Annotated in this window: 9 protein-coding genes; 6 read left to right on the forward strand and 3 right to left on the reverse strand. The window is 54.8% G+C overall.

The features are described 5' to 3' along the window. The first annotated feature begins 17 nt into the window (after nt 1-17). From minD to ACN0UH_RS17210, 3 genes are all read left to right on the forward strand, one after another. The gene (minD, locus tag ACN0UH_RS17200) at nt 18-833 is read left to right on the forward strand and encodes a septum site-determining protein MinD (protein ID WP_010490370.1); all 816 of its coding nucleotides are present in this window, start codon (nt 18-20) and stop codon (nt 831-833) included. Further along, nucleotides 830-1,084, forward strand: a complete 255-nt coding sequence (gene minE / locus ACN0UH_RS17205; protein ID WP_339514221.1) for a cell division topological specificity factor MinE — start codon at nt 830-832, stop codon at nt 1,082-1,084. Before minD ends, minE begins: the two co-directional genes overlap by 4 nt. A gap of 90 nt (nt 1,085-1,174) precedes the next feature. Further along, nucleotides 1,175-1,852, forward strand: coding sequence for an RluA family pseudouridine synthase (locus ACN0UH_RS17210; protein ID WP_417663228.1), 678 nt, complete (start codon nt 1,175-1,177; stop codon nt 1,850-1,852). A 209-nt stretch (nt 1,853-2,061) separates the two neighbouring features. Here the strand turns inward: ACN0UH_RS17210 and ACN0UH_RS17215 are convergent, their stop codons facing one another. After that, nucleotides 2,062-3,666: an ATP-binding protein gene (locus ACN0UH_RS17215; protein WP_417663201.1), complete on the reverse strand. Its 1,605-nt coding sequence runs from the start codon at nt 3,664-3,666 to the stop codon at nt 2,062-2,064. Beyond that, complete coding sequence (locus tag ACN0UH_RS17220) at nt 3,663-4,382, reverse strand: winged helix-turn-helix domain-containing protein (RefSeq protein WP_417663202.1); 720 nt, start codon at nt 4,380-4,382, stop codon at nt 3,663-3,665. The genes ACN0UH_RS17215 and ACN0UH_RS17220 overlap by 4 nt, the downstream gene beginning before the upstream one ends. Before the next feature lie 841 nt (nt 4,383-5,223). On the opposite strand from ACN0UH_RS17220, the gene ACN0UH_RS17225 reads away from it, so the two are divergent. The 3 genes from ACN0UH_RS17225 to ACN0UH_RS17235 all read left to right on the forward strand — a co-directional run bounded on the left by ACN0UH_RS17225 (nt 5,224) and on the right by ACN0UH_RS17235 (nt 11,578). Further along, nucleotides 5,224-8,133, forward strand: coding sequence for a ribonucleoside-diphosphate reductase subunit alpha (locus ACN0UH_RS17225; protein ID WP_417663203.1), 2,910 nt, complete (start codon nt 5,224-5,226; stop codon nt 8,131-8,133). 372 nt (nt 8,134-8,505) lie between these two features. Continuing rightward, on the forward strand, nt 8,506-9,759 hold the full coding sequence (locus ACN0UH_RS17230) for a ribonucleotide-diphosphate reductase subunit beta (protein ID WP_417663204.1): 1,254 nt from the start codon (nt 8,506-8,508) through the stop codon (nt 9,757-9,759). Between the two features lie 562 nt (nt 9,760-10,321). Continuing rightward, nucleotides 10,322-11,578 (forward strand): OprD family porin, encoded by a 1,257-nt coding sequence (locus ACN0UH_RS17235; protein WP_417663205.1) that lies wholly within the window; start codon nt 10,322-10,324, stop codon nt 11,576-11,578. A gap of 86 nt (nt 11,579-11,664) precedes the next feature. Here the strand turns inward: ACN0UH_RS17235 and ACN0UH_RS17240 are convergent, their stop codons facing one another. Continuing rightward, nucleotides 11,665-12,408 carry a class I SAM-dependent DNA methyltransferase gene (locus ACN0UH_RS17240; protein WP_417663206.1) on the reverse strand — a complete coding sequence of 248 codons (744 nt, stop codon included), beginning with the start codon at nt 12,406-12,408 and terminating at the stop codon, nt 11,665-11,667. Between the last annotated feature and the right edge of the window lie 108 nt (nt 12,409-12,516).

A 12,516-nucleotide genomic window follows, 5' to 3' on the forward strand; every position in this document is an offset into this window, starting at 1 on the left:
TTTTGGGGTGAATCACCTTGGCCAAGATCCTCGTAGTTACTTCCGGCAAGGGTGGCGTAGGCAAAACGACCACTAGCGCCGCCATCGGTACCGGTCTCGCTCTGCGCGGGCACAAAACCGTCATCGTCGATTTTGACGTTGGCCTGCGTAACCTTGACCTGATCATGGGCTGCGAACGCCGCGTGGTGTACGACTTCGTTAACGTCGTAAACGGCGAAGCGACACTGACTCAGGCGCTGATCAAAGACAAGCGCCTGGAAAATCTTTACGTGTTGGCCGCCAGCCAGACTCGTGATAAAGACGCTCTCACACTTGAGGGCGTAGAAAAAGTCATCAAAGAGCTGTCTGAAAACTTCGAATACGTGGTCTGCGACTCGCCTGCCGGTATCGAAAAGGGCGCTCACCTGGCCATGTACTTTGCTGATGAAGCGATTGTCGTGACCAACCCGGAAGTGTCCTCGGTACGTGACTCCGACCGTATGCTCGGCCTGCTTTCGAGCAAGTCGCGCCGCGCCGAGAATGGCGACGAGCCGATCAAGGAGCACTTGCTGCTGACTCGTTACAATCCAGAGCGCGTGGTCAAGGGTGAAATGCTTGGCGTTGAAGACGTCGAAGAAATCCTTGCGATCCGCCTGATTGGCGTTATTCCAGAATCACAAGCGGTACTCAAAGCCTCCAACCAGGGCGTTCCGGTGATCCTTGATGACCAGAGCGACGCAGGCCAGGCCTACAGCGACGCAGTTGATCGCCTGCTCGGCAAAACCGTTGAGCATCGTTTCCTCGATGTTCAGAAGAAAGGATTCTTGCAACGTTTATTTGGAGGTCGTGAATGAATATCTTTGACTTCTTTCGTGAGCGCAAAAAAGGAACAACTGCTTCTATCGCGAAAGAGCGCCTGCAAATCATCGTCGCCCACGAACGTGGCCAGCGCAGCCAGCCGGATTACCTTCCGGCCCTGCAACAAGAACTGGTTGATGTGATTCGCAAGTACGTCAACATCGATTCGGAACACGTTCAGGTCGCATTGGAAAATCAGGGCAGTTGCTCGATTCTTGAGCTGAACATTACCCTGCCCGAGCGTTAATAACCTCGGCCACAGGCAACACCCCAACAAAATGGCGGCCTTAGAGCCGCCATTTTGTTTTCTACCCAATCAGTGCATCGCCACAACAGGCTGGTAAGATTAGCCTTCGCTCAAGCCCAGACTAGAAGTCCCATGCCTCTCAGCCAGATTGAAATTCTCCACCAGGACGCCGCACTGCTGGTGATCAACAAGCCAACCCTGCTGCTCTCGGTGCCCGGTCGCGCCGAAGACAACAAGGATTGCCTGGTTACTCGCCTGCAAGAAAACGGTTACCCCGAAGCCCGCATCGTCCACCGGCTCGATTGGGAAACATCAGGGATCATAGTGCTTGCACGCGACGCAGACAGCCACCGTGAACTGTCGCGGCAATTCCATGATCGTGAAACCGAGAAAGCCTACAGCGCACTGTGCTGGGGCCAACCTGAACTCGACAGTGGCAGCATCGATTTACCGCTGCGCTACGACCCGCCAACCAAACCACGCCATGTAGTTGATCATGAGCAAGGCAAGCATGCGCTGACCTTCTGGCAAGTGACTGAGCGCTGCGGGGATTACTGCCGGGTAGAACTCACACCCATTACCGGGCGCTCGCACCAGTTGCGCGTCCACATGCTATCGATTGGTCATCCGCTGCTCGGAGATGGCCTCTATGCCCATGAACAAGCGCTCTCCGCCTATCCGCGCCTGTGCCTGCACGCCAACATGCTCACGTTGACCCACCCGCAGACCGGCGAGCGCATGCGCTTTGAGTGTCCTGCCCCGTTTTAAGGCTTGAAACCCGCCCGTAGGGTGAGACAACGCGAAGCTTGTCCACCAAGCTCTAACGCCGTCAGCCAAGCATTCGCGCCAACGGACGGTGGGTAAAAAAGGCGTTACCCACCCTACAAAGCAACCCGTAGACTGTGACAACGCGAAGCTTGTTCACCAAGACCGCGCTTCATCGGTCAACGGATGCGGGGTAAAAAGCGTTACCTGCCCTACGCCTGACGGCGCGGCCAGACCAAACTGAAATGCGCACCACCCAGCGCCTCACTGCGGCTGAGTTGCGAGCGTCCACCGTGCCAATAGATGATTCGCCGCACAATCGACAGCCCCAAGCCATGCCCTCCAGAGGCACGCGTACGACTGTCATCCAGACGCAGGAACGGCGTGAATATCCGTTCCCACTCTTCTTCGGGAACGCCGGGCCCGTCATCCTCAACATCCAACTGACAACGTTGAGCGTCTATTTGATAACGAATGCGTACCCGCGACTCGGCATGGCGCAAGGCATTACTCACTAGATTTTGCAGCGCACGGTGCAAGTAACGCGGCTCTGCCTCAACGAACACGCCCTGCTCACCTTGCGCATTAAATGAAGGACCGCACTCGATATGCACCTCAGCACGCAGCGGCGACAACTCATCTGCCACTTGCTCAATTAGCCGCTGCAAATCGACGGGCTGGAAGTTGATCGCCGGAGAGCCCCGCTCCAGTCGGGCGTAGGTGAGCATTTCATCGACGAGCTCATCGAGGTCATGGATATCGCTGTCCATGCCCTCAAGGTAACGCTGGCGGTCTTGTTCGGCAGTAGCGTTTTCCACCATCTCCAGACCAAAGCGCAGGCGCGCCAAAGGGGTGCGCAATTCATGTGACACGGCGCGAACCATTTCGCGCTGAATCCCTAATGAGCGTTGCAAGTGCTCAGCCATGTCATTGAACGCTGATGCCAAGCGCCCGATCGAGTCTGCCCCGTGGGCCTCTACCCGCACATTGAGCTTGCCACTGGCAATCAAGCTGGCCGCGCCTTCCATGCCGCGCAAACGTCGCTCCAGTGGTCGCACCAAAAAATACACAGTGACACCGATCAAACTCAGGCCAAGCATGGCGATCAATACCAACAGCTGCGGCGGGTATGGGTTCATTTGATACAGCGGACCGATTTCCAGCACCCACGGCGTATCGACAATCCCGGAAAACACATGAATGGTGTCTCCACCTTTGCCCAAGGCCATCACCGTGTCGCTTTCATCAATACGCCGGCGTTGATCAACATCCAGGTTAGCGTCTTCAATACGCACCAGTCGCAAATCAAACCCAAACTGCTTGCTCTGTTTGATATCGGCCAGACGTTTGGGTTGTTCTTCAACCGGAAATCGCACCAATTCATCAATCAGCAAAAAGATCGTCGCACGCGCCAGCTGTTCGCTGATCTGGCGCACCTCGCCGACCAACAACAGCTGCTGCGATTTGCTGATTAATGTGACGACTTGTACGGCATGCGGGCCAAGCAGCTTGACCACCACCTGGCCACGTAGCACTCGACTGCGCGCAGTGCTGTCGAGCGCAGAGTCAGCCACAGAGACGATTTGCAGCGGAATGCCCAATAGCCGCGACCAGGTCGCAATAGCCCGGCGCCGCTCGATATCAACCATCGGCTGCAGGTTGTCGGCCATTAGATTGAATGTACCGCGCGCCAGATCCTCACGGTATTGACCGCTGCGTACTTCGTTGACCAAGTGCAAAGTCCCTACACCCAGCAGCCCGACCAGTACCAAGACAGCCAGCATAACGCCGTAGATACGCAGGAATATTGAGTTCATCCGCGCTCGACAGCCGCCTCCGCGACAAACAAGTAACCTTTGCTGCGCACGGTTTTGATCAAACGTGGATGCTCTGGATCATCACCGATTTTTGGGCGAATGCGCGAAATACGCACATCAATCGAGCGGTCTTGACCGTCGTACTCAATACCGCGCAAGGCCGTGAAAATCTCCTCACGAGAAAGAATCCGCCCTGCGTTAGCGGTCAGCAACCAGAGCAAATCAAACTCAGCGCCGGTCAGCTCAATATGCTCGTTGGCCAGCCAGGCTTCGCGCAACGCGTTATCCACCACCAACGGCCCAAACTGCAGGCGCCGTGGCTGACCTGATGTGGAAGCCGGAGGCTCAGAGCGCCTGAGCAAAGCGCGGATACGCGCCAACAACAAGCGCGGCCGCACCGGCTTGCAGACGTAATCATCGGCACCGGTTTCAAGGCCGAGTACATGGTCGGTATCGTCAGTGCGCGCAGTCAGCATCAGGATCGGCCCCTGATAATCAGCACGCACCTTACTGCAGATATCTAAACCACTTTCCCCCGGCAGCATCAGATCAAGAATAACCACATCAGGCTGCTCACGGATAATCCGCTCAGCCGCTTGCGCACCGTCGGCTTCAATTTCGGCCAGCAAACCGTTACTCCGCAGGTAATCGCGGGTCAACTCTGCCAAACGCTGATCATCCTCGACAATCAGCACGCGCGGCGATTCTTGCTCCACAGCTTTCTCCTTAAGCACAACCCAAAGTCCACAATCCGCACCCATAATGCAGTTCAATACTGCATAGTGCCCCTTCGCAACGACGCATGCCAGACCATTAAACCGTACAATTTATACGAGCATTAATGACGCACAGTTCACAGCCGTTATCACGGCGCGTAAAGTGCGCCGCCGCGCCTGCATAAAACGCTCCAACTCTTGCAATAAAAAATCTACATATTGTGTTTATGCGATTGACTAAAAACTTGGCGTCAGAGACTAAAAAAAACATTTCTTACAACGACGAACGGTGTAAGCGGAGAAATCCCAGCAATCTCGGGGCTTTGCGAAAACTACCCCACGTTAACCCACAGCTTTATCCACAGGCTGATGCAATATGTCGGCTTGCCATCCCCCCAACACCGCACTATCTTGTATCTCACGCGCGAAAAACACCTACATATGGGGTTTTGACACAACAAACAACCAAGCATACTTGCACCTAAAATATCCAGTCCTTGAACTGAAAAAATGCAATTTAATGCTGTTAAACCTGTTTTAGAGCAGCACACACCGGTCACACTGTGAATAACGCCAGCAGAGCGTTCCCAGCGTGACCACACTGCAAAGTCAAAACAGGCCGACCACTACATCTAGTATCGCCAGCCACAAGCTGGCACAAGATTTAAAGAGCCAGGAAGGCGTTTATGAACCACGCCTTCCCTGCCCTGTTTTTGCAAGCCCCATGCGCGCAGTGATTCTGCTCAGCGCATGGTGTTGTTGAAATGGAATGAACGACAGATCACTTGCAGTAATCAGCTGCAAATGCCTGTCTACATAAATACAGAACACGGAGACATCCATGCATACCGACACCAATCGCGAGAATCCGCAGGCCCAAGCGCCGCAGGCTTCTGACGCCACCCAAGACCTGGCAGCAACCGCTCCAGGTCAGTTGCGTGTGATCAAGCGTAACGGCACTGTTGTGCCGTATACCGATGACAAGATCACCGTTGCCATCACCAAGGCGTTTCTCGCAGTTGAAGGTGGCACTGCTGCCGCCTCGTCACGTATCCATGAAACAGTTGCGCGCCTGACTGAACAAGTCAGCACCACCTTCAAGCGCCGCATGCCTTCGGGCGGCACCATTCACATTGAAGAAATTCAAGATCAAGTTGAACTGGCGCTGATGCGTGCCGGTGAGCAAAAAGTTGCGCGCGACTACGTGATCTACCGCGAATCGCGCTCACAAGAGCGTAAACGTGAAGTCAGCAGCGACATTGCCGAGCCGCACCCAAGCATCCGCGTTACCCACGCTGATGGCAGCGTTGCGCCGCTGGACATGGGTCGCCTGAACACCATCATCACCGAGGCATGTGAAGGCCTGGCTGAAGTTGATGGCGCGCTGATCCAGAAAGAAACCCTGAAAAACCTCTACGACGGTGTTGCCCAGAGCGACGTCAATACTGCGCTGGTTATGACCGCGCGGACCTTGGTAGAGCGCGAGCCAAACTACACCTACGTGACCGCTCGCCTGCTGATGGACAACATTCGTGCAGAAGGCCTGACCTTCCTTGAAGTCGCCACCAGCGCCACTCACCACGAAATGGCTGACCTGTACGCCAAGGCACTGCCTGCATACATCGCCAAAGGCATTCAGTTCGACCTGCTCGACCCTAAGTTGCAAGACTTCGATCTTGAGAAGCTGGGCAAGGCGATCAACCACGAGCGCGATGGCCAGTTCACCTACCTCGGTCTGCAGACCCTGTACGACCGCTACTTCATCCACAAGGACGGTATTCGTTTCGAACTGCCGCAGGTGTTCTTCATGCGCGTGGCCATGGGCCTGGCGATGGAAGAGCAGCAAAAAGAAGACCGCGCCATCGAGTTCTACAACTTGCTGTCGTCGTTCGACTACATGAGTTCGACCCCAACCCTGTTCAACGCCGGTACCCTGCGCCCGCAACTGTCGTCGTGCTACCTGACTACCGTGCCGGATGACTTGTCAGGCATCTATCACGCGATCCACGACAACGCCATGCTGTCGAAATTTGCTGGCGGCCTTGGCAACGACTGGACACCGGTTCGCTCGCTGGGCGCTTACATCAAAGGCACCAACGGCAAATCGCAGGGCGTTGTACCTTTCCTTAAAGTGGTCAACGACACCGCCGTTGCCGTAAACCAGGGTGGCAAGCGTAAAGGTGCTGTGTGCGCCTATCTTGAAACCTGGCACATGGACATCGAAGAGTTCATCGAACTGCGTAAGAACACTGGTGATGACCGTCGCCGCACGCACGACATGAACACCGCTAACTGGATTCCAGACCTGTTCATGAAGCGCGTCTTCGACGACGGCAAATGGACCCTGTTCTCGCCAAGCGAAGTACCGGATCTGCACGACCTGACCGGTAAGGCCTTTGAAGAGCGCTACGAGTACTACGAAGCGCTGATCGAATACGGCAAGATCAAGCTGCACAAAACCATTCAGGCCAAAGACCTGTGGCGCAAAATGCTGTCCATGCTGTTTGAGACCGGCCACCCATGGCTGACATTCAAAGACCCATGCAACCTGCGCAGCCCGCAGCAGCATGTTGGCGTGGTCCACAGCTCGAACCTGTGCACCGAGATCACCTTGAACACCAACAAGGACGAGATCGCGGTCTGTAACCTCGGCTCGATCAACCTGCCGAACCACATCGTCGACGGCAAGCTCGACACCGCCAAGTTGCAAAAGACCGTCAACACCGCTGTGCGTATGCTCGATAACGTTATCGACATCAACTACTACTCGGTGCCGCAGGCGCGTAACTCCAACTTCAAGCACCGTCCAGTTGGCCTGGGCATCATGGGCTTCCAGGACGCGCTGTACCTGCAGCACATTCCTTACGGCTCTGACGCGGCAGTTGAGTTCGCTGACAAGTCGATGGAAGCGGTCAGCTACTACGCGATTCAAGCCTCGTGCGACCTCGCTGATGAGCGCGGCAGCTACGAGACTTTCCAAGGTTCGTTGTGGTCGCAAGGCATTCTGCCGCTCGACTCGCAGCAGATCCTCATCGAACAGCGCGGCCAGAAGTACATTGATGTAGACCTGAATGAAACCCTCGACTGGGCACCGGTTCGCGCCCGTGTACAGAAAGGCATTCGTAACTCCAACATCATGGCCATCGCACCGACCGCAACCATCGCCAACATCACTGGCGTATCGCAGTCGATCGAGCCGACTTACCAAAACCTTTACGTGAAATCGAACCTCTCCGGCGAGTTCACCGTGATCAACCCATACTTGGTTCGCGACCTTAAAGCACGCGGCCTGTGGGACTCGGTCATGATCAACGACCTGAAGTACTACGACGGTTCCGTACAGCAGATCGAGCGTATCCCGCAAGAACTGAAAGAGCTTTACGCCACTGCGTTTGAAGTTGAAACCAAATGGATCGTTGATGCGGCCAGCCGCCGCCAGAAGTGGATCGACCAGGCGCAGTCGCTGAACCTGTACATCGCTGGCGCATCGGGCAAAAAACTCGACGTGACCTACCGCATGGCTTGGTATCGTGGCCTGAAAACCACTTACTACCTCCGTGCCTTGGCCGCGACCAGCACCGAGAAATCGACAGTCAACACCGGCAAGCTCAACGCAGTATCGAGCGGCGGTAATGACGGTCTGAGCGCAGCGCCAAGCAAGGCCGCGCCGGAAGTCGAAATGTCGGCCGGTCCAGCGCCAGTGCCTAAAGCCTGCGCCATAGACGAACCCGACTGCGAAGCCTGCCAGTAATACGATTAGCGGTCCGCAGAGTGGACCGCGCGTTGTTGCCTATCAGCCCTGCCCCCATCACGTACATGCGTACGCTCAGGGGTTCAGAACTGATAGGCGCCTAGCGCTGCCTCACTCTGCGAAACGCTTTAGATTGTGTAAGTAGCTGGTGAGATGAAAAGCATCGACACCAGTAAAAGCACTTTGATTTGGGTCTACTTTTAGACGCAGTTGAGTGATTCAAATCAAGGTGCTTTGAGATACCAAAGAGCACGATGCCCGTCGCTGTATTACGCGGCAACAGCCACCCAAAAGCGCACAGCGCTTTGAGCACAGATTTAGGGACTTGCACAGCAGGCCCACGAAATTAACGTATTAAGGAGCCAACCTACCATGTTGAGCTGGGACGAATTCGAAAAGGAAGACGGCGCAGAAACTGTAGCCGCTACCGGTAACAACGCTGCCGCGATGGCAGACATGAACATCGACAAACTTGACCAAGTTGGTGGAGCAGCGGCTGAAGAAGCCCGTGCGGTTTCGGCTGAAGACACCGCGGCGATCGCCCGTGCCAAAGCGGCACTGGACGAACTCGACGTTGCCGAAGGCTTGGCTGAGTTGGAAGGCACTGCAGCCCGTGTGGCGGTTGATGAGAAGCGCATGATCAACTGCCGCGCTGACCTCAACCAACTCGTACCCTTCAAGTACGACTGGGCTTGGCAGAAGTATCTGGATGGTTGCGCCAACCACTGGATGCCGCAAGAAGTAAACATGAATGCCGACATCGCACTGTGGAAAAGCACCGACGGCCTGACAGACGACGAGCGCCGCATTGTCATGCGTAACCTCGGCTTCTTCTCCACTGCCGACTCACTGGTTGCCAACAACCTGGTGCTGGCCGTGTACCGTTTGATCACCAACCCGGAATGCCGCCAGTACATCCTGCGCCAGGCATTCGAAGAGGCGATCCACACCCACGCCTACCAATACTGCATTGAATCGCTGGCCATGGATGAAGGCGCAATCTTCAACATGTACCACGAGATTCCTTCGGTCGCGAAGAAAGCCTCCTGGGGTCTGAAGTACACCCGTTCGATCTCCGATCCGAAGTTCGAGACCGGCACCGTTGAGACCGACAAAGAACTGCTGCGTAACCTGGTCGCCTACTACTGCGTTCTGGAAGGTATCTTCTTCTATTGCGGCTTCACCCAGATTCTGTCGATGGGCCGTCGCAACAAGATGACCGGTGTTGCCGAACAGTTCCAATACATCCTGCGTGATGAGTCGATGCACCTGAACTTCGGTATCGACGTGATCAATCAGATCAAAATCGAAAACCCACACCTGTGGGATGCGCAGATGAAAGAGGAAGCCACGCAGATGATTCTGCAGGGCACCCAGCTTGAGATCGAATACGCTCGTGACACCATGCCACGCGGTGTACTGGGCATGAACGCAGCGATGATGGAGGACTACCTCAAGTTCATCGCCAACCGTCGCCTGACCCAGATCGGCCTGAAAGAAGAGTATCCAGGCACCACCAACCCATTCCCATGGATGAGCGAAATCATGGACTTGAAGAAAGAGAAAAACTTCTTCGAGACCCGCGTGATCGAGTATCAAACTGGCGGTGCGTTGAGCTGGGATTGATACAAGACCTAGCAACACCAAAGCCCTGCAAATAGCAGGGCTTTTTTATGCATTCGGAAAGTACGCAGCCAGCACCCTGCTCCGACTGAGTACGCTTAGTTGCGTTGCCTGCGCTTGCAGTTCATCAGTGCCTAACAGGGTGTTCGACAATCGTGAATATCGAGCCTCGGACCTCTGCGTTAGAGTCCTAGCACTGGGTGTTTCAAACAATTACAAAATCCGGCAAGGAGGCCCTTCATGATCATATCTGCATCATTTGGCAAAAAACTTTATCCGCTTTGTGCTGAAAGTCATGACGGGGGGAAACACCCCTCGGCCAACTACCACTCTTTGTACCCCACCTCACTACGAGCTCGCTGTAAATAAGCGGCTAGCTCTGCAGGCGAGAGCTATGCGGGCGGCGTCCAACCACCGCAATCAGCATAAACCTGAAACTGGAAGCGTAATCACCATGGCTGCAGTTAATGCGCCAGAGGTTGTGCTGCCTGAAATTCGCCTCGCCGCACTGTCATCCATCGGCTAGGCGAATACGCGAAACCTTTGAAACGTGGAGAACAATAAGATGAAAAAAAGCAGTCTCAGTCATGCCGTAACTGCCAGTCTCTTTGGCTTGTCATTAAGCCCTATCGCGAATGCCGAGTTTATCAAGGACACCACCGCCACCCTTGAAGCACGCAACTACTATTTCAACCGTGACTTCCGCCAGGAAGGCGCCAGCCAGAGCAAACGCGAAGAGTGGGCTCAGGGCTTTATCATGCGTGTGGACTCCGGTTATACCGAAGGCGCGGTGGGTGTCGGCGTGGACGCCATCGGCATGTTTGGCTTCAAGCTGGACAGCGGCGGCGGTACTGCAGGAACCAACCTGCTGGTACCTGACCGCTCGGGCGGCTCGCAAGACAACTCATCTGACTTGGCGTTAGCCGCCAAGGCTAAGTTCTCAAATACAGCCGTGCGTGTTGGCAGCATGCAGTTCAAGAACATGGCGATTAGCTCAAGTGATGGCCGCCTGTTGCCCCAAGTGTTCAGAGGGGGGCAATTAGTCTCAACGGAATTCGAAAGACTCTTACTCGATGGTGGTTATCTGAGCCAGGTCAACCATCGAGACTCGGGCGACTTTGAAGACCTAAGAGTGAATACCGGGGGCAAGCGGGGCATCAATGTGGCTGGCGACAACTCCAGCGATGCCTTCAGGTTCCTCGGTGGTAACTACAGAGTCACCGAAGACCTGACCGCCTCGTACTACTACGCCAACCTGGAAGACCTCTACAAGCAGAACTCCTTTAATCTGGTGCAGGTCTTGCCGCTAGGCGAAGGCCAGAGCCTAAAAGCAGACTTGCGTTATGCACGCTCCACCGATGATGGCCGCAGCAACGTCGACAATAACGCGCTGGGCGCTATGTTCACCTATAGCCTCGCTGGCCATAGCGTCGGTCTTGGTTACCAAAAGATGAGTGGTGATACCGGCGCCGCCTATATCGGCGGCACGGATCCATTTTTGGTCAACTATGTACAGATCAGTGATTTCGCCAACAAGGACGAGTCTTCTTGGCAGGCGCGTTACGACTATGACTTCAAGGGCATAGGCATTCCCGGCTTGAAATTCATGACCCGATACCTGAGCGGCGATAATGTCGATCTCGGCGCAACAGCGGGTGATGGTAAAGAATGGGAGCGTGACATCGAATTAAAATATGTATTTCAGCAAGGTCCCATGAAGAACTTTTCCGTGCGCTGGCGTAACGCGATGGTACGCTCCAACTTCACCAACGATATTGACGAAAACCGTCTAATCCTCAGCTATACCCTTCCCTTGCTTTGATCCAGGCGCAGTGCGTGCAAGAGCACTGCCTGACGTTCTCAGCCATCGAAAATGGTGGCTGAGAACACGCGATTGATGCAGCTCGATCAAATTTTTACGCAGGCGAAGATCGCGTTGCCGGATGCTGTGCCCCAAGGCGCGATTGTCTGGTAATCATGCTCCAGCACATGCACCTCGAAATATGGCTGCAACAAGGCCTTTAGCTCGGCGAAACTGATCGCCACCATCGGGTGTTCGTCGCGCCAGACTTGAGTTTCATCCGCCGTGGTCTTTTCAATGCGCAATTTCAGCGACTGCTGCGTACCAACACCGCGGTAGTGCCACGCAGAACTGAAGTTAAATAGACTGCCATCGTGCTTGGCGCTATGCGAAACGAACGAATGGTTGTCGATCATATTTTTGTCGACGGCGTTGAAACAGAACAGTCCATTGTTTTGCAGGGCTTTGTGCACGCTGGCAATACAGGCCTTAAGCCGCTCGATGTCGGCGCTGTAATGGATCGAATACAAAAAGCAGGTAATCAGGTCAAGCGGCTCACCCACTATGAACCCGCACATATCCTGCATCGAAAACTGCGCTTCAGGGCACCGTATCGAGGCTCTATCGAGCATCGGCTGATTGATGTCGAGCCCGCTGCTCTGATAACCGGAATCGATGAAATAGCGAACATGTGGCCCCGTCCCGCAGGCCAGGTCGAGATGGCGCTTACCGGCATTACCGAATAGCTGCTGTAACCGGTGAATACAGTGGCTTTGCGCCTGATAGTCAATATCCGCGCACATCAGATCGTAATAGCCCGACAAGTCGGTATATAAAGCGTTGCCGGACATGATGACCTGAGATTTAACCGGGGTTTTAGAGGGCGCGAATCATATCCCAACTCGAATAATTTCGGGCACGAATAATCGGCGCCAACACCTGCGATTTCTTTCTTTGAC

The sequence above is a fragment of the Pseudomonas sp. genome (genome assembly GCF_048265905.1).
In the GTDB taxonomy this organism is placed as follows: Bacteria; Pseudomonadota; Gammaproteobacteria; order Pseudomonadales; family Pseudomonadaceae; genus Aquipseudomonas.